At 43.1% G+C, this 19,925-nt stretch carries 22 protein-coding genes; 9 read left to right on the forward strand and 13 right to left on the reverse strand.

All coding sequences use genetic code 11. The annotated features are described in order from the left end of the window. The 3 genes from MSHOH_RS02265 to MSHOH_RS02275 all read left to right on the forward strand — a co-directional run bounded on the left by MSHOH_RS02265 (position 1) and on the right by MSHOH_RS02275 (position 1,654). On the forward strand, positions 1-711 hold the full coding sequence (locus MSHOH_RS02265) for an ABC transporter ATP-binding protein (protein ID WP_048137012.1): 711 nt from the start codon (positions 1-3) through the stop codon (positions 709-711). A gap of 191 nt (positions 712-902) precedes the next feature. Next, positions 903-1,109, forward strand: coding sequence for a hypothetical protein (locus MSHOH_RS02270; protein ID WP_048137014.1), 207 nt, complete (start codon positions 903-905; stop codon positions 1,107-1,109). Next, positions 1,100-1,654 carry a MarR family winged helix-turn-helix transcriptional regulator gene (locus MSHOH_RS02275; RefSeq protein WP_052730672.1) on the forward strand — a complete coding sequence of 185 codons (555 nt, stop codon included), beginning with the start codon at positions 1,100-1,102 and terminating at the stop codon, positions 1,652-1,654. The genes MSHOH_RS02270 and MSHOH_RS02275 overlap by 10 nt, the downstream gene beginning before the upstream one ends. 65 nt (positions 1,655-1,719) lie before the next feature. On the opposite strand, the gene MSHOH_RS02280 is transcribed toward MSHOH_RS02275, so the two are convergent. The 5 genes from MSHOH_RS02280 to glnA form a co-directional block, all read right to left on the reverse strand. Continuing rightward, a complete protein-coding gene (locus MSHOH_RS02280) occupies positions 1,720-2,757 on the reverse strand; it encodes a Coenzyme F420 hydrogenase/dehydrogenase, beta subunit C-terminal domain (RefSeq protein WP_048137017.1) in 1,038 nt (345 codons plus the stop codon). 6 nt (positions 2,758-2,763) lie between these two features. After that, positions 2,764-3,507, reverse strand: a complete 744-nt coding sequence (locus MSHOH_RS02285) for a GltB/FmdC/FwdC-like GXGXG domain-containing protein (RefSeq protein ID WP_048137019.1) — start codon at positions 3,505-3,507, stop codon at positions 2,764-2,766. Positions 3,508-3,509: 2 nt separating this feature from the next. Further along, positions 3,510-5,021 carry a glutamate synthase-related protein gene (locus MSHOH_RS02290; protein WP_048137023.1) on the reverse strand — a complete coding sequence of 504 codons (1,512 nt, stop codon included), beginning with the start codon at positions 5,019-5,021 and terminating at the stop codon, positions 3,510-3,512. Then, positions 5,018-6,070: a class II glutamine amidotransferase gene (locus MSHOH_RS02295; RefSeq protein WP_048137025.1), complete on the reverse strand. Its 1,053-nt coding sequence runs from the start codon at positions 6,068-6,070 to the stop codon at positions 5,018-5,020. Before MSHOH_RS02295 ends, MSHOH_RS02290 begins: the two co-directional genes overlap by 4 nt. 794 nt (positions 6,071-6,864) lie before the next feature. Next, entirely contained in the window at positions 6,865-8,208 is a 1,344-nt protein-coding gene (gene glnA, locus MSHOH_RS02300) for a type I glutamate--ammonia ligase (protein WP_048137027.1), read from the reverse strand. 493 nt (positions 8,209-8,701) lie between these two features. Between glnA and MSHOH_RS25830 the strand changes: the two genes are divergently transcribed. Then, entirely contained in the window at positions 8,702-8,770 is a 69-nt protein-coding gene (locus tag MSHOH_RS25830; RefSeq protein WP_332881541.1) for a hypothetical protein, read from the forward strand. Between the two features lie 258 nt (positions 8,771-9,028). Here MSHOH_RS25830 and MSHOH_RS02305 read toward each other — a convergent pair whose 3' ends face one another. The 6 genes from MSHOH_RS02305 to MSHOH_RS02330 form a co-directional block, all read right to left on the reverse strand. Beyond that, entirely contained in the window at positions 9,029-9,256 is a 228-nt protein-coding gene (locus MSHOH_RS02305; RefSeq protein ID WP_048137029.1) for a DUF1059 domain-containing protein, read from the reverse strand. 131 nt (positions 9,257-9,387) lie between these two features. Beyond that, positions 9,388-9,696, reverse strand: a complete 309-nt coding sequence (locus tag MSHOH_RS02310) for an Hsp20/alpha crystallin family protein (RefSeq protein WP_048137032.1) — start codon at positions 9,694-9,696, stop codon at positions 9,388-9,390. A 64-nt stretch (positions 9,697-9,760) separates the two neighbouring features. Then, a complete protein-coding gene (locus tag MSHOH_RS02315; protein ID WP_048137034.1) occupies positions 9,761-10,060 on the reverse strand; it encodes an Hsp20/alpha crystallin family protein in 300 nt (99 codons plus the stop codon). 211 nt (positions 10,061-10,271) lie between these two features. Continuing rightward, positions 10,272-10,700 (reverse strand): hypothetical protein, encoded by a 429-nt coding sequence (locus MSHOH_RS02320; RefSeq protein ID WP_048143048.1) that lies wholly within the window; start codon positions 10,698-10,700, stop codon positions 10,272-10,274. A gap of 79 nt (positions 10,701-10,779) precedes the next feature. Further along, positions 10,780-11,127 carry a P-II family nitrogen regulator gene (locus tag MSHOH_RS02325; protein ID WP_048137036.1) on the reverse strand — a complete coding sequence of 116 codons (348 nt, stop codon included), beginning with the start codon at positions 11,125-11,127 and terminating at the stop codon, positions 10,780-10,782. Position 11,128: 1 nt separating this feature from the next. Continuing rightward, complete coding sequence (locus MSHOH_RS02330; protein WP_048137037.1) at positions 11,129-12,538, reverse strand: ammonium transporter; 1,410 nt, start codon at positions 12,536-12,538, stop codon at positions 11,129-11,131. A 664-nt stretch (positions 12,539-13,202) separates the two neighbouring features. Between MSHOH_RS02330 and MSHOH_RS02335 the strand changes: the two genes are divergently transcribed. Together MSHOH_RS02335 and MSHOH_RS02340 are read left to right on the forward strand one after the other, a co-directional pair. Continuing rightward, positions 13,203-13,994, forward strand: a complete 792-nt coding sequence (locus tag MSHOH_RS02335; protein ID WP_082089211.1) for an ABC transporter ATP-binding protein — start codon at positions 13,203-13,205, stop codon at positions 13,992-13,994. Positions 13,995-14,154: 160 nt separating this feature from the next. Further along, positions 14,155-15,411: a COG1361 S-layer family protein gene (locus MSHOH_RS02340; protein ID WP_048137039.1), complete on the forward strand. Its 1,257-nt coding sequence runs from the start codon at positions 14,155-14,157 to the stop codon at positions 15,409-15,411. Between the two features lie 140 nt (positions 15,412-15,551). Here MSHOH_RS02340 and MSHOH_RS02345 read toward each other — a convergent pair whose 3' ends face one another. Next, entirely contained in the window at positions 15,552-16,994 is a 1,443-nt protein-coding gene (locus tag MSHOH_RS02345; RefSeq protein WP_338037932.1) for an ATP-binding protein, read from the reverse strand. A 538-nt stretch (positions 16,995-17,532) separates the two neighbouring features. After that, entirely contained in the window at positions 17,533-17,700 is a 168-nt protein-coding gene (locus tag MSHOH_RS24960; RefSeq protein ID WP_239451169.1) for a hypothetical protein, read from the reverse strand. A 199-nt stretch (positions 17,701-17,899) separates the two neighbouring features. Here MSHOH_RS24960 and MSHOH_RS24965 point away from each other — a divergent pair, with 199 nt between their 5' ends. From MSHOH_RS24965 to MSHOH_RS02360, 3 genes are all read left to right on the forward strand, one after another. Then, entirely contained in the window at positions 17,900-18,097 is a 198-nt protein-coding gene (locus tag MSHOH_RS24965; protein ID WP_052730674.1) for a hypothetical protein, read from the forward strand. A 345-nt stretch (positions 18,098-18,442) separates the two neighbouring features. Further along, the gene (locus MSHOH_RS02355; protein WP_082089213.1) at positions 18,443-19,051 is read left to right on the forward strand and encodes a flavin reductase family protein; all 609 of its coding nucleotides are present in this window, start codon (positions 18,443-18,445) and stop codon (positions 19,049-19,051) included. A 130-nt stretch (positions 19,052-19,181) separates the two neighbouring features. After that, entirely contained in the window at positions 19,182-19,919 is a 738-nt protein-coding gene (locus MSHOH_RS02360) for a flavodoxin family protein (RefSeq protein WP_048137041.1), read from the forward strand. Positions 19,920-19,925: the final 6 nt, after the last annotated feature.

Genomic DNA, 19,925 nt, shown 5'->3' on the forward strand with positions numbered 1-19,925 from the left:
ATGATAAAAGTAAAAGACCTGAAACGGTACTATGAATCCGGGGAAGAAACTATAGCGGCTCTTGACGGCGTTTCCTTCGATATCGGGAAGGGGGAGTTCATCGCAGTTATGGGGGCAAGCGGGAGCGGTAAAACAACGCTGTTGCGAATCTTAGGTTTGATCGATGGTTATACCACAGGGGAATATTTCATTGACTCTCTTGACACGGCTGGTCTGTCAGACACGGAAAAGACTAACTACAGGTTAACGCAACTCGGTTATGTTTTTCAGGACTATGCATTGATCAATGAGATGACCGCACTGGAAAACGTGTATATCCTTTCTTTAATGGAAGGAAAGCCAAAAAAGGAATCGATAGAAATTTCACTGGAAGCATTAGAAAAAGTCGGTCTGGGAGGTAAAGCGAACAGAGTGCCAAACCAGCTCTCAGGAGGAGAAAAGCAGCGTGTTGCCGTTGCACGGGCTATTGCGAAAAATCCGGGTGTTTTATTTGCGGACGAACCCTGTGCAAATCTTGACACAAAAACCTCCGAAGAAGTGCTGGAATTATTTAAGGAATTAAACACTAAATACAGGCAAACGATCGTTATGGTGACCCACGAACCCTGGCACGTGAAGTATGTTTCCCGTGTCATCGAGCTTAAAGACGGTATCATCATCTCGGATGAGAAGACGGCAGACCGACATCGAAATAATGATATGGACGGATAATATTTGAGATAATTTACCATTTAAAAATGAAACTGCATTTTAAGGATGAATAACCCGACTTTGACAGTTTTCACTCCTTAATTTACAGTAATTCTGGTACACTACCCGTCCTCTCTTCCTGATCAATCATATATCTCAGCCCCATAAGCGTTACTATATCGACGAAAAGGTCAAAGAGTCCATAGAGCTGAATGTCAAAGAAGTCGAAGACATGGACGAAGAATAGATCAGCAAAAGAAGAAAAATTACAGGTAAATGTGAAAGACATTACTGAGTCAATCAAGAAAGCAACTGCGAAAATCGAAGAAGTCAAGGACATCATAGAGTTGGTTCACAGCCAGAATTATTCCGATGGGAAAGCATATATTCTCGTTGGGAATAGTGTCAAATGTCCTTAATTTTGCCTGCATTTTTGGTTGAACACAATAAAACTAAGAACACTTTTATTACTTTTGACTGTCAAAGTTGGGTAACTATGATTGACTCGAAGCGTGATAAATTATTTGAAGAAATTATGCAGGCTGGCAGAGAAGAATCCCGTCTATCAATTCTTTTCAGGAACTTAATAGCAGAAAAAGTTGGAAGTAATATAACCGACCAGGAATGTATGGATTTTCTTATGGAAATGGGAAAAGCAACTCCCGGAGATCTGGCCAGAATAACTGGTCTGACAACAGGAGCAATAACAAGCGTAATTGATAGGCTGGAAAGAGCAGGTTTTGTGAAAAGAGAAAGAGATACAAAAGACCGAAGAAAAGTCTTTGTCAAACCAATAGCTGGAAGCGCTGAAAAAGCAGAGAAGGTTTATAGTTCTTTTGTTGAAGATATGCTTCAATATATGGATAAATATTCTGATTCGGAACTCGAGTTAATTAGAGATCACTATCAAAACATGGCTAAAATTTTTGCCAGGCAAATCGAAAAACTGAATCAGGAAAAGTAAAAGAGTAAAAATAGAATGAAATAAAGATGAAGCTCAAAGCTTCACCCTTCAAGTTTATTCTATTATTATTCCTGTTTTCTTGCCATCTTCTTCTTTGCAAGCTTCTCAACAATCCCAAGGTTAAGTTCTGCACCGTCTACACTCAGTTTGCCATTGGCAACTGCACTGTCAAGGAGATGCTGTCCAACAAGAGTACGGACGATAAGAGTCGTGTAGCCGTCCGGGCTTCCTACGGCTCCGGCAGAGATGTCAGCTTTGAGGGCGGTAAAGTCCGTGCATACTCCACAGCCCGGGCGGACTGTATCCTCAAGTTCTGCAAGTGGGATCACATACTGGGTCCCGTCGTTGAGAGTGATTTCGAGCTTGCCTTTTACATCAATGCGGCAGACTTTCATGGGTTCGAGTGCGTACTCGCTTTTTAGCTTGCCTGCGATGAGCTTTTCGTAGTCGAAGTTTTCAGTACAGAAGAGCCCGAGCACGAAACGTATGGAATTCTTGTACGGGCGCACAAGCTGGTGGTCGGTCTCAAGCATCTTGCGGACTGCCTGAACGACACAGGGGACTCCGACAACTGCAATGTTTCTGTACTTTCTCTTTATTACTGCTTCCTTGAGGGAAGAGACAAGAGGCACCCACCAGTTGTACCGGCTTCCTGCCTGACCGATAAGAGCTTCACTTTTAGTAATTACCATGGAGTGAGGCTTGAGGGTCCAGGGGTCTTCGGTGACTGTCACAACTGCATCAACAAGGCCGGTATCAAGGGCATTTGCAAGGATTGCAGTAACTGCTCCTCCGCTCTGTTTTTTCGGGATCTCGAATTCTGCTTTGCCGGCAGTGATTTCCAGGTAGTCTCCGAGCAGGCTTGAAGGCTGTTCATCTAACCTCGGGCATACTTCATAGCAGGCTCCACAGGGTACATCGTCAACAGCAGCCTTGCAGTAATTGTTGCTTTTCGGGTGTGTGGAATTGCCACCGGTTTCGAAGTACAGGGAATCAGCAGGGCAGACTGCAACGCAGGCTCCGCAGCCTGAGCAGAGTCCTGTGTCCCAGACTTTTGATTTGAGATCAAGATAACTTTTACTGATTGGTTTCTTTTCTGCCATTTCTGATCACTCCCAGACATATTTGCTTGCGAAAGGCCGGCTGCTTGCAGGTCCGATCCTTGTGTAGTTTGTGTCCAGGAACTCTGCGGGGTCAAGATCAAAGTGTTCGCAGAAGCTCTTTATAACCGGGGAGATGCGCTCAAGGTCGCTCTCGGTGAACTCAAATTTCTTGGCTCCTACTCCGAGGAGGTAATCATCCACATCACCGCGGATAATGATTTCTCCCCCGTGAATTCCGCTTCCTATGCCTCTGTCGGTCATGGCTTTTTCTTTGCCAATGCCAAGCACGAGCACAAGGCCGCCTGCCATATATTCTCCGAGGAAGGAATGGGCTGTTCCGCCTACTACGAGTATGGGTCTTGCTTCAACCTCATACTGTTTCATGTGGATGCCGCCGCGGTATCCGATGTTGTTCTTTATAAAGACCTTTCCTCCGCGCATCCCGTGAGCAACCGCATCTCCTGCGCTTCCGTGAATTACAAGCATGCCGCTGTCCATTGTGTTTCCGGGGGCGTGTTCGGCGTTCCCGTTTACTATACAGGTGGGACCACTCATGAACATTCCCAGGTCTCCTCCGGGAACTCCGTTAATTGTGATGCGGACATTGCCCCTTAAGCCATCTCCTATAAAGCGCTGTCCGAGTATATTGTCAAGGATAATCTCTTCTGCCCCGTCCGCAACTGCAGCTCTGATCTTCTGGTTGAGGGGGGTGTAGTGCATACCTTTTGCGTCGATTCTTACCGTCTTCATGTTCAGGCCCCCGCTGGCAGTACGTCCAGGATCTTAAGCATTCCTTCATCCAGCATATATCCGCGCAGGCGGTCCCTGTTTCCGCGCAGGCTTTCGATACTGTTGATTCCTGCCGCACCCATAAGTTCGCTGAGTTCCAGGGTCCAGCCGTGTATCAGGTTTGAAACCTGTGCTGCTCCGGCTTCGGGGTCAAGCCTGCTCACAAGGTCAGGACGCTGGGTTGCAATGCCCCAGGGGCAAAGGTTTCTGTAACAATTGCCACAGACCCTGCATCCCAGAGCAACCAGAGCTGCAGTTCCTACGTAGACTGCGTCAGCCCCGAGAGCAATGGATTTGGCAAGGTCGGCGCTACTCCTTATCCCTCCGCTTGCAATGATGGAGATCTCGTTTCTTACTCCCTGGTCTCTGAGTTTCTGGTCAACGCTTGCGATTGCGGCTTCAATGGGAATTCCCACGTGGTCCCTGAATACTTTCGGGGCTGCTCCGGTACCGCCGCGGAACCCGTCAATAACTACTGCGTCTGCAGATGATCGGGCAATGCCTGCGGCAATGGGAGCCACGTTATGCACGGCTGCAATCTTCACAAAAACCGGCTTTTTCCATTCGGTTGCTTCTTTCAGGCTCCTGATGAGCTGGACCAGGTCTTCAATGCTGTAAATGTCATGATGAGGAGCAGGACTGATTGCATCGCTTCCGAGAGGGATCATACGGGTCTTTGAGACTTCTTCGTTTACTTTTTCTCCTGGGAGGTGCCCTCCTATGCCCGGCTTTGCTCCCTGCCCTATCTTGATCTCAATTGCAGCGCCCCTTTCGAGGTAATCAATGTTCACACCGAAGCGACCTGAAGCGACCTGGACAATCATGTGGTCCTGATAGGGGTAGAGCTCCTTGTGCAGACCTCCTTCTCCGGTCCCCATAAAAGTGCCGGTCTCTGCTACGGCTTTTGCCATGCTGAGCTGGGAATTCAGGCTGATAGCTCCGAAACTCATATGCCCTATCATTATCGGAGTGTCAAGCTTGAGGTTTGGAGCAAGTTTTGTATCCAGTTCCACGTCTCCACTTTCGGTCTTTCTGAATTTGAGCTTTGACGGTTTCTTTCCGATGTAAGTCCTGAGCTCCATGGGCTCTCTCAGGGGGTCAATGCTCGGGTTTGTGACCTGGCAGGCATCAAGGAGAAGGCGATCATATATAACCGGTAAATCCCTGGCATTTCCCATTCCTGACAGGATGATTTTTCCGCTGCGTGCCTGGTTAATAATATCTTCTCTGGCTTCCCTTGTCCAGAGAGGGTGGCTGCGGTAATCCACTGGCTTTTCTGTCAGGGTTATTGCATCTCTAGGGCACATGGAAACACAGCGGAGACAGGCAGTACACTTTCTGGATTCTATCAGAATCCTGTCGCCTTCTCTCCTGTATACTCCATAGGAGCAGTTTTCAATGCAGCGACCACAGTCCATGCATTCATCGCGGTCAATGGTAACCTTAAATTTCGGGGGTACACTTCCGAGCGTCATTCGATAAACCTCCCTATAATGGGTTCTCCTGCCCTGGGAGTGTAAATGTTTTTAACTTCGGGGTCAAGGACCCTTATTGCGGCTTCTTCACTGGAGATGTAAAGCTTGCTTCCGTTTTCGCCGACTACCAGAGGGCGCAGTTTAATCCTGTCAGTGAAGCCAACAATGCCGTCATCAGTGCCAACAACGATTGCAAAAGGTCCGTTCATAAGAGCAGACCCATAGGTCAGACGGACTGCCTTATTTAATTCTGCTTCTTTTTCAGGCATGCGGTCTATGTCGTCCCAGAATGGCGGAGCAAGAGCCCGGACAACCATTTCGTGGGGAAGTTCGTGCTGCCTTCCAAGCAGGTCAAAGAGATAAGCTACAACCTCTGTGTCGGTAAAGAGAGTGCATTTGTATCCGTAGCCTTCGACATAACGCTGGTTTGTACCGTATGAGGTAATTTCTCCATTGTGTACTACTGACCAGTTAAGCAGATTGAAAGGATGGGCTCCTCCCCACCAGCCCGGAGAGTTTGTCGGGTAGCGGTTGTGAGCAAGCCAGATATAGCCCTTGTAGTTCTCAATCCTGTAGAAGTTTGCTACATCCTCGGGCCAGCCTGAAGCCTTGAAGACTCCCATATTTTTGCCAGAGGAAAAGATTGTGGCGCCTTTTACATTGGCGTTTACTTCCATGACTATATACGTGACAACATCCTTTTCGGAATCCATTCTTCCTGCCATCAGGTCTCCTGAGGGTTTGAAGAAGTATCTCCAGGGGGTATGGACTTTTCTTATTCCCGGCTGGGGGGTAGTCGGGATTTCTTCCTGGTGAACAATTTCTCCCCACTGCTGGAGGAGTTCATCAACCTTCTTTTTCGGTTCTGCCAGGTTGTCAAAGAAAACATGAAGAGCATAGTAGTCTGCATATTCAGGATAAATCCCGTATGCAGCATAGCCTGCCCCGTCTCCACTGCCTCTTTCATTCATGAGACTTAGGGCGGCTTTTATGCTCGACCCGTCCATTCTGGACTTTGTTCGATCTATAAAGCCTATTATTCCACACATTTTGATCACTCTAGAAATGAATAGAAATGAGTGTGATGCAAGTAATTTTCTGGATAATCTCCTGATTTCCAGGTAATTTCCCCCAAAACTTACGTGGCTCATTTTTGAGAAATAGTTCAAAAAGTTTGCCAGCTGGATAAACTGGGTTTTCAGGGGGATATTCTATAAGTTTTCGTAAGTTAAAGGGAAATCTTACTTAATTTTATCGATTTTTAATTATATAATTATCTTGAACTCGTGATAGCTTTCCTGCCTCTGCTTTTTTATCTTCTGTAAAAATTGAGAGGGTCGCCGCTAAGGGAAGTAAGTAATTTAGTACCTATTTGACAATATATATATGTTTCTTTTTTTAGAACCGGAACTTCCTGACATAACACTGCGAAGCAGGGCGTTTTAAACCTTTAATTTTCTTTTTTGCCCCCGCTTTTCCCCTTACTGCAAGTCTATTTTACAGTTTACACTGCTTTTTTATTTCAGGGTTATAATCTCCTTCCCGGGAAGACATATCCTGCTTTTTTCCCTGCCAAATAATATCGAAAAAAGTAATGACTGAGTTAATAATGAATCGAGATAAAGTGATTTCCCAGGGAAAGCATTTTTATATAGAAATTCTTTTTCGGTTCTTTTTCCCGAACGTAAAAAAGACGCTTCTATTTAATATATTTATAAAATTCTCTGAAGTTCCTCAAAAAAATAGGGATACAGCTGCCGGAAAGCGCATCCCCGAATAACGTTTTTAAGACCTGAAGCAGATTCTTCCGACATATTTTAAGTTTAAGGCTCTTCCTGTATGCTTACAGCGTAGGAAGGTATCTAGCAAGTTCCCAGGGGTGAACCATTGCTTTGTATTCGTCCCATTCTATCTCTTTTGCACAGAGGTAGTGGCTGAAGACATGTTCTCCGAGAGCTTCTTTTACAAATTTGCTGCCTCTCATTTCATCGATTGCTTCCTTGAGGTCTGCAGGCAGGGAGCGGATACCTCTCTCTTCGCGTTCTTTTTCCGTAAGGTGGAAAATGTTTACGTTGGTAGGCTCTCCGGGATCGATCTTGTTTTTAACTCCGTCAAGACCAGCTCTGAGCATGAGAGCAAATGCAAGGTAGGGGTTGCATGCCGGATCCGGACATCTGAGTTCGACTCTTGTCCCATTGCCTCGGGTAGCAGGAATACGGATCAGAGAACTCCTGTTCTTTGCAGACCAGGTGATATAAACCGGAGCTTCGTATCCCGGGACAATCCTCTTGTAGGAGTTTACTACCGGGTTTGTAACAGCTGCAAATTCTCTGATGTGCTTCAGCAGTCCGCCAATGTAATACATTGCGTCCTGGGAAAGCTGAGTAGGAGTGTCAGGATCATAGAAAGCGTTCTTTCCGTTCTTGAACAGAGATTGATTGCTGTGCATACCTGACCCGTTTACACCAAAGAGGGGTTTTGGCATGAAGGTTGCATAGTAGCCTTTGTGGTAAGCAATTGACTTTACAACATATTTGAAGGTCACCACATTGTCTGCTGTGCAAAGTACGTCACTGAATCTGAAGTCAATTTCATGCTGAGAGGGTGCGACTTCGTGATGGGAAGCTTCTATCTGGAATCCCATGTGTTCCAGGGCATAGTCAATGTCTCTGCGGACATCCTGTGCACGGTCGAGGGGTGCGAAGTCGAAATATCCGCCCTGGTCAGTAAGTTCTGTTGTCGGGTTTCCGTTTGCGTCAAGCTTGAAAAGGAAGAATTCAAGTTCCGGTCCTACGTTCATCGAGAAGCCCATCTTTTCGGCTTCTTTGATTGCGCTCTTAAGAACGTATCTGGGGTCTCCCTCGAAGGGCTTTCCGTCAGGAAGGTATACGTCTCCGAGAATCCTGGCGACTGCACCGGTTGCAGGTCTCCAGGGTAGGATTCTGAATGTTGAAGGGTCAAGTACGAGTTTCATGTCAGACTCTTCAATCCTTGTAAAACCCTGGATTGAAGATCCGTCGAACATTACACCGTTTTCAAAAGCTTCTTCCAGTTGTTCTGCAGGAATTGCCCAGCTTTTGATGATGCCGAGTGTATCCGTAAACTGAGTCCGGATAAACTTTACGTCTCGTTCTTTTACAGCCTCTAACACATCTTCTTTAGTCGTACACTTTTTCATCTGCACCATTTGATTTCATCCTCACTAGGCATTAGGTAACCATTTACCTATCTAATCTTATTTATAATTTTCTATACTTCTATGACATAAGATACTTATGAAGCTCCCAGACAGGACTGCACAGACTTCAAAAATCTTTATGTGTTCATCCCCACTTCACTATGTATATTTCTCATATCCTGTATATAAATCTCATTCCAAAAGGGATGGATTCCTCAATAAAGCTTAAATTTTAATTCTTTGACCTTGAAAATTTGCCAAAAGGCTTTAACATGCAGGAACAGGAGATTAAAGCTTTTTTTCCGCCTTAAAATTAATGAGTCTTGGGATTTAATTTTTTATCGATGTCTTATATACTTCAGAAAGTTAACGTATTTAAAACAGAAGTTTACCTTTTCGGACTACAGCTTGGCCTTAACACAATCTGATCTTTTCTGTTCTTCGGATTGAGATCTCCTTACTATGCCTTTGTTGAGATTCTCTTGCTCTGGGTTCAATCCTGTTGACAATTATACAATTCTGGAAGATTTCAAAAACAGCGTCCCTCCTACTTGTTCCTTATATACTCTGAGTAAGTTTTGCGGTGCTGCTTAATTATCAGATCTGAGTATTCAATCCATGAATGTATGTTTCCATGGATATTTTCCACGAATGTATGTTTCCATGGATATTTCCATGAATGTATGTTTCTATGAATTAGTATCTCACGCCAAAATTAAATTCCCAGTATAGAGTTATGGCTCTACTGAATTCTTTTTTTGACTGAACCTGCATTTATGAAAGAGTTCTGAAAAAAGACCGTACCCGGATTCTCCGGGTAAACTTTGAGTTAAAAGGAATCTTCAGTATGGAGAGCACCGCAGCCGCAGCTTCTTCCCAGAAGGGTTGAAATCCGATGCTTGAGATGGTTAATATCATCTTCGGACATCTTTTCAAGTTCTTCTTTGTGTTCTTTTTCTATGTGGTCAAGCATGGTTTTTTCAACCTCTTCAAGTTCATTACCGGCAGCCATAAAGTTGCACTTGAACCCCAGGTCGCCGCATTTAACAATTTTCATAGTATCTCCTCTCGCAGAAAACTTCTCAAAATAGCTCTTCCATTCAAAGTAAATATAATAAAATTAATTGGATATAAAACTAAGTCTTCCGGACTTTTTCTTTATGCGGCGCTTTTGTCGTCTTCAAGTTTTTAATCTATAGGGACAAATCTTGCGCAAGCAAAACCTTCTTTGTAAGGGACTTTTATCGTAAGCATTCCACTCTTGTTGACTGCAATAGCTTTTTCTGGGTCAACTGGCCCGTCCAGGAAGAAAGACCCCAGGTATTCGACAGTTTCACTGTAAGCTTTGATGTAAAAACTATTTTCATGCATGATAAGAGTTATATGCTCATCCATGACGTCCGGAAGTTCAACCTCTACTGTAAGGCTTTCATGCTTATCATCATGATACATGGCTATGAGCGGGGTTTTCATTATTCTGGGCACGGGATTCTCCATTGACTGCCCCCTGAGAAAGTTTCTCAATCTTGAGTTTCAAAATGAATTTGTCTCAAACAACCATTTAATCTATTTTTACGTCCACTGCTTTTTCAAAGGGCTGCTGATAAGGCACAGTGACTTTCAGGACTCCGTTTGAATAGGTTGCAGTAGCTTTTTCAGGGCTTATAGGACAGCATACCGCATAGCTATCTGCATACTCAACTCCTTCTTTAGTTGCTCTTATATAGAATCCATCTTCCACAACCTTAAAAGAAATATCTTTCTTTTCCACGCCCGGAAGAACTACTTCGATTTTCAGGTTTTCATATGCATCGTCCGGATATGCACAAATAGCAGGTGATAATCTCAAAACATCAGCCATAATATTCCCCCAAATAAAATCGCTGATTAAGATATTTATATTTATCTTATCTATTTATTTAATTATTCGGGATCGGAAGCAGCATTTTGTACAGCCGCCAGTGTGGTTTTGATGCTTATCACAAATTAAACTAGAAAAGTTCGGTGTATGAAAACAGACTGCAGCATGGAAAGAAAAAAGTATTGAAAGATTGTATATTGGAGAATCTTTTTCAGATTTTCAGGATTCCCAGATCAAGGCTTAGGGACAGGGCAATTGCTATTACTGAGAATACTGAAATTACAAAGTAATTTGCACGCTCTTTTGATACGGAAAGGCTCCAGAGGAGGTATTCCAGTCCTTCAAGTTCTTTTTCTGAAAGTTTCTGTCTGGTCCTTACCTTCTCAAACAGGTTCAAATCTTTGATTACGCCAAACCTTCTCTTTGCAATGTGGTATCTGTGTGTGAAGAACCAGAGGTAACCTGCAACTCCAAGATACCATATTGCCTTTCCCCAGAAAATACTATAGTGGTCAGCTACGATTATACTTCTCAGCAGGATTGCGGAAATAAGTCCTACCCAGAAATACAGGTTGATAACGGGCATGCCGTATCCTCTGGGAATCTCAAAGCTTGAGGTCTCTGATTTTAGTTCGGTCATCATGTATATTGCCTTGATTCCGGGATCGTTTCCCTATTTAATAATAAACTAAGATTAAAGAGAAAAAAGAGGTGCCAGGTTAAAGGGCATCTCCATTTCTTTCTCCGGTTCTTATCCTGACTACAGTTTCGATCGGGATTACGAAGATTTTTCCGTCTCCTATTTCTCCAGTATAGGCCGTGCTCTGGATCACCTGTATTATTTCTTCGACCTTCTCTTCCGGTATAACCACTTCTACTTTGGTTTTTGGAAGGAGATCCACACAGTATTTTTTACCTCTCCACTGCTGCACGATCCCTTTTTGCTGGCCACGCCCTTTGACATCGGTAACTGTCAGGCTTGGAAAACCGGCTTCTTCCAGGGCATCTTTTACCTGATGCAGTTTCAGGGGTTTTATGATTGCTTCTACCTTGCACATTTTAGTCATGTTATTCCTCCCTCATCAGGTACTCGGGGTACGCTCTGATTCCGTGTTCGCAAATATCCAGACCCATAATTTCTTCTTCTTCACTAACCCTCAGCCCTATTACGGCATCAAGGATTTTGAAGATTATGAACGAGATTCCAAATGCCCAGATTATGGTACACAGTACCGATATCAACTGAATAAGCAGCAGGCTTATTCCTCCCCCATAGAAGAGTCCGGGAACTGCGGCAGCGTATGAGGCGTCTGCAAGGATGCCGTTTCCGATGCCTATCGAGAAAAGCCCGACAGAGATCAGACCCCAGCTTCCACAGTATCCGTGTACGGCAATTGCACCTACAGGGTCATCGAGTTTCAGTTTGTTTTCATTGAACATGACTCCGGCATAGATGATTATTCCGGCGACAGCTCCGATTAACAGTGCAGCCCAGTTGTTAACCGATCCGCAGGGAGCAGTAATTGCTACAAGTCCACCGAGAAGCCCGTTTGCACTCAGCGAGGGATCTGGCTTTCCGGTCTTCATCCAGGTAATGACCATGGTCACAACTGCACCGGCAGCACCTGCCAGGAAGGTGTTGACTATGACAAGGTTCATGTAAGCATCGTTCCCGCTGAGGGTACTTCCACCGTTGAACCCTATCCACCCGAGGGCAAGGATCAGAGTTCCCAGGAAAGCAAAAGTAAGGTTGTGACCCGGAATTGGGACAGCTTTTCCATCCCTGAATTTACCTATCCTGGCACCCACAAGGAGCACGCCTGCAAGAGCCGAATATCCTCCGATTGAGTGCACGACTCCAGAGCCTGCAAAGTCATGGCTTGCGACTCCTATTGCCCGCACAATAGGGCTGTCGGCTCCGCTAAGGAGGGCAAGGTCAGCTCCGCTCCATATCCAGTGACCATATACAGGGTAGATTACGGCTACCATCAGGATACAATATACAAGGTATGCCTTGAAATTAGTCCTTTCAGCCATTGCTCCCGAAACTATAGTAGCTCCGGTGGCTGCGAAAACCATCTGGAAGAACCAGCTATTCCAGAGCGCGTTGTCGGCACCTGCAAGGAAGAACTGGTTCGTTCCTATAAGTCCTGCTGCATCGGCTCCATACATTACACCCCAGCCCACAGCCCAGTAGACTAAGATACCGAGGATTACGGTCATGAAGTTTTTCATCAGGATGTTAGCTGTGTTTTTACTTCTCGTAAGCCCGGTTTCTACCAGAGAGAAACCAGCATGCATAAAGAATACCAGTCCACTTGCTACAAGCAGCCATACGAATGTAAGTGCAGTTTGCAATCCTTCAATTGCTTCTGCATTTTCCTCTACCGTTGCAGCAAGTGCCGGCGAGGACAGTGCTATAAGTAACATACAGATAATTATCAGGAATTTTCCTATTTTTTGTACATTTTTTAACATACTTTTCTTTTGCCTCCTTTTTTTCCATCGGCAACCGGTAAGTGCTTGTCGACTTTATTCTATTTATAAGTTTCGCTAAACTTTTATAATTTTCTTATTTTCTTCTCTGAAAACAAACTGCTGAACGCTCTATTTAAAAAATATTACATAGATATCTTCTTCTATAATATAATAATGTTTAGCTTTCAAAACCTGCAGGAGATTAAATGCCAGAACCTTTTATGGAACGTTTCAATTCCGGAATCAGGCAGCTGCAAACTTAAGCCGATCAGCTTCTTAGGGATCTGATCGGATTCTAATAGGCAGTTATGGAGCTTATATTCTTGAAGAGACCCTTAAAGTTCAGCCATTTTTTACTTCAGGCTAATTAAAAATAATTTTTAATTTCGGCTCTTATGAATGTATTTTTTACTTTTTCTTCTTTAACAGACCTGATTAAAAATTAATAGGAAGAGGACAATTTTTAAGTAATTATATTACTTTACTAAATACTGACAGTAATGAGTAATTGAATAACCGTTTATGAATCGGATTGACTGGGAATCTATTAGCGTTTATCAGCAGATTACAAACGCTTACTGACGAAACACAATGGCGAAACACATTGATATTATACAGCAATCAGTAAAACAATGTTCAAATTCTGGACAATAACGGAGCGGATATGGAGACTAAATCATTTGATCATAAGGTTGAAGAGTCTTTTAACTGCGAGTTGCCCGGTTCCAGTCGCTCGGACAATGATAGTGGAGGAAAAAATCTGCCCGGAGCTCCGGTAATTGAAGTTATCAATGTCAAAAAAAGTTATACTCTGGGAGATATGGAGGTCCCTATTCTTCGTGATATCAACCTGACAGTAAACGAAGGAGAATTTCTTGCTATAATGGGTCCTTCCGGGTCAGGAAAAAGCACACTTATGAACCTCATAGGTTTTCTTGACAGACCTACAGATGGGAAGATCATGATTAAAGGTCTTGATATCAGTGAACTGTCCGATAAGGAAGTTGCCAGGCTCAGAGGGCTTGAAATAGGTTTTATTTTCCAGACCTTTAACCTGATCCCAAGGCTTACTGCTCTTGAAAACGTTGAGCTGCCCACCTATGCCAATGCAAGAGAGGGCGTGGATACGCGCAAAAAGGCAAAAGAACTTCTTAACATGGTCGGACTTGCGGACCGCATGCACCATAAGCCAGGCGAACTTTCCGGAGGGCAATCTCAAAGAGTAGCTATTGCCAGAGCTCTTATCAATGACCCGGCAATCCTTCTTGCCGATGAGCCCACAGGAAACCTGGACTCCAGAACAGGCTGCGAAATCCTTGGAATGTTTACCAGGCTTAACAAGGATGGCAGGACTATTGTAATGATTACTCACGATCCTGAAATTGCGAAGTATGCTGATAGGATAGTGCTCGTAAAAGACGGGATAATCCAGAGCAATTGGAGTAAGTTAGAATAAACTCTGAATATTCGATACAATCAAAATAATAAATTGCTCAGAATACAATTCCGATATTTAGAATAATTCGGGACATTCAAAACAATTCTGAGTAAGAAAGCCCTTGATAAAAAGCCTTTGATAATTAAATCTTTTATCTGGCCAATTAGGATGAGTTAGAATGAAAGGACTGAAAACCTCAATTACTTTTGTTGTTACATTTCTGCTTTTAGTTTCATCTGTTTTTGCAGCACCTGCATCTGCGTCGACTGCAGGTGCTAACCTGAAAGTTACAATAATTGAAACAAACCCTTATCCTGCTAAAATAGGAGAGTATCTGGATCTTACAGTTCAGGTCGAAAATATCGGTAGAGACAGGGCAGAAAACGTTGATATTGAAATAGTTCCTGAGTACCCTTTTTCCCTTGATTCCCAGAAAAACGCCGTGCAGAATATCGGGTCCCTCGCTCCTGAAAAATTCGCATCCAAAGAGTTTCACCTTTTCGTGGATAAGAATGCTCAGAAGGGAGTCCGGTCAATTGACATTCGCACGCGGATTGATAAAAACAGCCCATGGAGTGAGAGAACTTTTGATTTAAGGATAGGTACTGAGACTTTTGACAGCAAAGGAACTGTCGAGCTTTTGGAAATTGTCTCATCTCCTGAAGTCTTTATGCCCGGAGACCGGGGTACAATCACAGTAACACTGAAAAATACCGCAACAACTCCTACTGTTACTATCGATGGAAAAGATTACGACACCAATGCAAGGGTCCAGGCCGCAGTTCTAAGAACACTTTCTGATGAAGTAATCGTCCTTGATGCTCCTTATGAAGAAATGGGACTTCTTGGTCCCGGGGACAGCATCAAACTGACATTCAACGTTATGGCTTCTGAAGATGCAACAGAGGGGACTCACAACCTTGAACTTGCACTTGAAGGCAATTCTTTTGATTATAACAGCCGGAAGAATATTCCCCTTAAAGTTGACTCCTCAAACATAAAAGTAATTCCTTCAAGTCTCCTCAAACTCGTAAACGGTGAAGCTACCCTCAAGTTTGATGTGGCAAACACTCATCCTAATGGTTTTAGCTCTGTTAGCATAAAGCCCGAAGCTGAAGGTGTAGACTTTTACCCGGCCGAATACTTCATCGGGCCTCTTGATCCTGATGAACTTTTCACAATAGAGTTTGATGCTGTAGCAGATTCGCCTTCGGAAAACAAAAGAGGGTCCTCGGAACCTGTAAATCTCAGCCTTTCTGCAAGTTACGGCAATGGCATTAACAAACACGAAAATCTGGTAACCAATCTCCGCATTCAGCAGGTTGAAGAAAACAAGGGAGGTAACTCAGGTCTGATCATAGCTGGCATCCTGCTTGCCGCCCTTGCTGCTGCCGGTATACTGATTTACAGAAAAAAACAGGGGAAAAACAAATAAGAAATATGAGAGAGCCTGCAGTTATCTTCTGAAATCACTGTTAAGAGACTGTGAAAATCCAGGCGTTCATAAACAGGCTTTCTCCTTTTAACAGTATTTTTAATTTCGATTTACTTTTTTAAACGGTTCATTGAAGAATTTCAATTTTCAGCTTCGGTTGATGAGTTTGCTTTTTTCGACTTTTTTCCTTTTGGAGACGAGCCTGTTTTTTTATTTTCATCTTCTCGGAGGGAGAAATTCTCCGATTTTGTTGGAATGGTAAAGGTAAATGTACTTCCCTTTCCTACCTCAGAGTTCACATAGATCTTCCCTCCGTGAAGGTCTACAAAGTTCCTTACAATAAATAACCCAAGGCCTGCTCCTCCATATCCACGGGCTGCAGAAGAATCTGCCTGTGTAAAAGGCATAAATATTTTCTCATGGCTTTCTTTTGAAAGCCCTATTCCGTTATCCGAAACCTTTACCTCGAGAACTCCTTCCTTTTTGCAAGCACTGATAACGACCTTTCCTCTCGCCGGAGTAAACTTTATGGCATTGCTGACAAGGTTATAAAGGATCTGTCTGAGTTTCGTAATGTCTGCCTGAACGGTTCCCACGGAGGGATCTATCTTCAGTTCGACTGTAATCTTCTTGACCGAAGCGGGAGAAAGGAGGCTCATTCTCACTTCTCCTATGAGGCTTGCAATATCTACATCCTCATATTTGAGGGTCTTTTCCCCGGCTTCAAGCCTCGATATGTCAAGCAGATTATTGATAATCTCAAGCAGGCTTTTCCCGCTTATCAGGATATTGTTGACATATTTTGATTGTTTTGTATTCATGGGCCCGAAAGCTCCTTCCAGCAGTAGATCCGAAAAGCCTATTACTGAATTGAGAGGGGTCCTGAGCTCGTGGCTCATATTCATTATAAAGCTGTTCTTTGCCCTGTTTGTAGCTTCAGCATCTTTTTTTGCTTTGAGAAGGGTCGTTTCAAGCTCTTTTTGCCCATTCAGGTTGCATGTGTACACCAGATATTCCCATTTGCCTTTTCTTTTAACGAGAATACCCTTTTCCTCAACCAGTTCAAGAAGTTTACTGCCTGATAGCTCTTCAAGGGGGAAAGTACAGAGGCATGTGAGTTTTCTTTTGCCGTCTTGGTTAATTTCTTTAAGACTTTTTTCTAACTTATCAAAGTCAGACTTGAGGGAACCTTCCATTCCAGTAATATCGAGATTTGTTCTTAAGCCGGAAAATCCTTCGGAAAAGGCTTTTTCATTCATCCCTCCAATGAGTTCTTTTATTGTTGACTCTGATAGAGGGGTGTTTTTTGAAAGTGCGCCGGCTGTAAGAATCTCCAGTTGAGATGAAGTTAGGAGATTTTCGAAATCCACTCCTGCTTTCTCAAGTTCATTTTTTACCCTTTCGGCTTCGAGTGCATCCGTGACATTCCAGAGACAGAACTCTCCCTGCTCAATTCCCTGCTTAAAATAAGCAACAAGTAACTCTGTAAGTTCTTCGATATTACTATATACGGCAGAGAGCTGGGGGCTCTGTGGAATGCTTGAAAAAAGTTCGAGATATTTATCAGTATTTTTTATCAGAATCTTTCCCCCTGCGTGTGTTTACAGTAAGCGCATCTTCAGCGCACAGTCCGGGTTTGAATGGGGCATGAAACAGAGGCTGCGGAGACATATGATAACTTCCGGCGCTTTAAATTGGTTTAAGGTATACTTGGAAATATTTCTAAACTTTCAGAATAATTTCTTATTTAAATCTTTTAGTTTCCTTTAACTTTTTAAGTTTCATAAATATGCTTATATTTCTATCATATTACATCAGCATATATAAGAAATGTGCTAATTTATAATGTTGTGAAGTTTGCCAATTTTTGATGCCTGTACCAAACAGAATGTCTGGAGAAATTTTTCCAATTTTTCTTATAGAGGCCTATTATATACTTATCAATAAATATCTACTTGGGTCCTCTGAATAATTAATATTGAACTGTCTGAAGATACAGGTTCTTAATATTTTTTACGTCTGCTTGAAGCTTCATTTTCATTTAGTGTGGGAGGTTGTATGCTGAAGGTGCGGCAAGCTGTAGGTGTATCTCTAGGGAGTATAGCAAGCTCAAAACTTCGCTCAGGTGACAACCCTTGGTATTGTCATAGGGATTGCTGCAGTAGTTGCAAATGTCTCTCTTGTGGAGAGTTTCAATGTTTTTTTGAAGCGGAGATAAATGCCCAGGGCTCCAATTTTATTATTATTTACAGCCAGGAACCTAACCTTTTTTACTCCAATAAGCTTCAAATAATTGAAAAAATTCCTGGAATCAGTGCGGTTTTTCCCATAAAACAGCAACTTGGGGATGTGACCTATTTTTCCCAGAGTAAAAACATCGATATTGCAGGGGTAACAGGTGACTATGAAGATACCGCTAATATCGTTATGGAAAGCGGCAGTTTCATAAGCGACCAGGATGCTTTTTCCGCAGCCATCGGGTTTGAAGTTGCAAACGAAATTCTACAGGAATATTTCTGCCCGCAGTTCAATAGACATCACCCTGCTACTGGAGGGAGGCAGGACGGTAACCCAGGTTTTCAAGGTAGGGATTCTGGTTGCAGTCATTGTGGGAGTTACTGCAGGAGTTTATCCGACAAACAAAGCAGCAAAACTCGCTCCTGTGGACTCGCTGAGGCATGAGTGAAAGAGGGCTTAAAACTTAAATTATTATAATTCAGAAGTTCCTTCTCAGTATTTTTGTTTTTACCTTTTGCTTTTGTCTCGTTTCCAGGTAAGTGTTTTTTTTCTCGAATTTTTATGCTCTCACTCCAGTGGGCACTTGTATCCGGATCATTTGTATCTTTAATCCGATTGTATCTTATCCGGTTGAGTCTTAATTTATAATCGAACGAAAACCGGAATACTAATTACAGGTCTTGAGGATACTTATAAAAAAGTACATTTATCTATAAATTCTGCCGCAGGTTCGTGGAAGTTGCCTATAAATGGATCAAACTTTTGTTTATGTAATTTTGTGGAGGATGAAGAAGTGGAAGCCGGAGAGAAAAAAGCTATCGGAGCCAGAAATTTCCTTTACCCTATGCCCACTACCCTTGTAGGAGCCGATGTGAAAGGAAAGCCAAACTACCTGACAGTTGCTTTTTGCGGAATCGTTCAGGCAGGTCCCCCAATGATTGCGGTTACTCTGGGGAAAATGCACTATACAAATGAAGGAATTAGGGAAAACAAATGTTTCAGCGTTAATATTCCTTCCAGACACATGCTTGAAGCTACGGATTATTGCGGCATAGTTTCCGGGAAAAAGACTGATAAATCGGGTATTTTTGAAACCTTCTACGGAAGGCTCGAAAAAGCTCCAATGATCCGGGAGTGCCCTGTAAACCTTGAATGCAGGCTGGTTGATACTCTGGACTTTGGCGGGACCAATGAGGTTTTCATTGGTGAGATAGTGGAAAGCTATGCAGAAGAAAAATACCTCTGTAATGGGATTCCTGATATAGAAAAGATCGAACCTATTGTCTTTTCAATGTACGACAACAACTACTGGGGAATTGGCGAGCATCTTGGTAAAGCCTGGTGTGCTGGAAAAAAATTCAGTCAGAATATTAATGAGGATAGAAATGAAAGTAACAGGTAGAGAAAAATCCCTTTGAAGAAAGCTCTCTTTGGTGAAGTTAAAGAGTTTAAATAATAATTTTGAGAATTCCCGGGCTGAAATTACAGCTCGCACCAATTTCGGTTTTTATGGGACAACAGGGGGTTGTTATATGAAAGTAACAGTATTCAGCGGTAGCCACAAGGGCAGAGAAGGAAATACTCTCATTATGGTTGAGGAGTTCCTGAAAGGGGCAGAAGAAGCCGGGGCAGAAACTGAAAACATTGTCCTTACCGAGAAGAATATTAAATACTGCAGGGGGAAATTCGAGTGCTGGCTTAAGACACCCGGAAGGTGTACTATTCATGATGATATGGATGATCTGCTTCCAAAATTTATGGCTTCGGATATCGTAGTATTTGCATGCCCGGTATATTTTGATAATATTCCTTCCGTAATGAAAAATTTCGTAGAGAGACTCGCTCCTGTTCTTCTACCTCAATTTGAAGAGGACGAGAAGGGTGAGTACAGGCATGCCAAACGTTATGAAAAATATCCGAAATTAGTTGTAATTTCGAACGCAGGGCTGCCAGGACAGACAAATTTCGAGGTAGAGAGTCTTTTCTTCAGGCGGCTGGCAAGAACATTTCATACCGAACTTATTGCAGAAATCTACAGGGGAGAAGGGGAAATTTTCAGAGGCCAGAAGAATATCATGCTGAAACCTCTAATCGGGAAATACAAAAAACTGCTCAGATCTGCCGGTAAAGAGGTTGTTGAAAATCAGGAAATCTCAGATAAAGTAGTTGAAGATCTTGAAAAACCAATTGTACCTCCGAGCCTGTACATAAAATTCGGAAACGAAGAATGGGACAGGCTTATAAAAGAGTGCCAGAAAGAAGAAAAATAATTTAAT

This window comes from Methanosarcina horonobensis HB-1 = JCM 15518 (assembly GCF_000970285.1).
GTDB classification, from domain to species: domain Archaea; phylum Halobacteriota; class Methanosarcinia; order Methanosarcinales; family Methanosarcinaceae; genus Methanosarcina; species Methanosarcina horonobensis.

Excerpts from the sequence above, each read along its gene's own strand:
- MSHOH_RS02265 (WP_048137012.1), top strand. The coding sequence starts at position 1 with ATGATAAAAGTAAAAGACCTGAAACGGTACTATGAATCCGGGGAAGAA.
- MSHOH_RS02270 (WP_048137014.1), top strand. The coding sequence starts at position 903 with ATGTCAAAGAAGTCGAAGACATGGACGAAGAATAGATCAGCAAAAGAA.
- MSHOH_RS02275 (WP_052730672.1), top strand. The coding sequence starts at position 1,100 with ATGTCCTTAATTTTGCCTGCATTTTTGGTTGAACACAATAAAACTAAG.
- MSHOH_RS02280 (WP_048137017.1), bottom strand. The coding sequence starts at position 2,757 with ATGGCAGAAAAGAAACCAATCAGTAAAAGTTATCTTGATCTCAAATCA.
- MSHOH_RS02285 (WP_048137019.1), bottom strand. The coding sequence starts at position 3,507 with ATGAAGACGGTAAGAATCGACGCAAAAGGTATGCACTACACCCCCCTC.
- MSHOH_RS02290 (WP_048137023.1), bottom strand. The coding sequence starts at position 5,021 with ATGACGCTCGGAAGTGTACCCCCGAAATTTAAGGTTACCATTGACCGC.
- MSHOH_RS02295 (WP_048137025.1), bottom strand. The coding sequence starts at position 6,070 with ATGTGTGGAATAATAGGCTTTATAGATCGAACAAAGTCCAGAATGGAC.
- glnA (WP_048137027.1), bottom strand. The coding sequence starts at position 8,208 with ATGGTGCAGATGAAAAAGTGTACGACTAAAGAAGATGTGTTAGAGGCT.
- MSHOH_RS02305 (WP_048137029.1), bottom strand. The coding sequence starts at position 9,256 with ATGAAAATTGTTAAATGCGGCGACCTGGGGTTCAAGTGCAACTTTATG.
- MSHOH_RS02310 (WP_048137032.1), bottom strand. The coding sequence starts at position 9,696 with ATGGAGAATCCCGTGCCCAGAATAATGAAAACCCCGCTCATAGCCATG.
- MSHOH_RS02315 (WP_048137034.1), bottom strand. The coding sequence starts at position 10,060 with ATGGCTGATGTTTTGAGATTATCACCTGCTATTTGTGCATATCCGGAC.
- MSHOH_RS02320 (WP_048143048.1), bottom strand. The coding sequence starts at position 10,700 with ATGACCGAACTAAAATCAGAGACCTCAAGCTTTGAGATTCCCAGAGGA.
- MSHOH_RS02325 (WP_048137036.1), bottom strand. The coding sequence starts at position 11,127 with ATGACTAAAATGTGCAAGGTAGAAGCAATCATAAAACCCCTGAAACTG.
- MSHOH_RS02330 (WP_048137037.1), bottom strand. The coding sequence starts at position 12,538 with ATGTTAAAAAATGTACAAAAAATAGGAAAATTCCTGATAATTATCTGT.
- MSHOH_RS02335 (WP_082089211.1), top strand. The coding sequence starts at position 13,203 with ATGGAGACTAAATCATTTGATCATAAGGTTGAAGAGTCTTTTAACTGC.
- MSHOH_RS02340 (WP_048137039.1), top strand. The coding sequence starts at position 14,155 with ATGAAAGGACTGAAAACCTCAATTACTTTTGTTGTTACATTTCTGCTT.
- MSHOH_RS02360 (WP_048137041.1), top strand. The coding sequence starts at position 19,182 with ATGAAAGTAACAGTATTCAGCGGTAGCCACAAGGGCAGAGAAGGAAAT.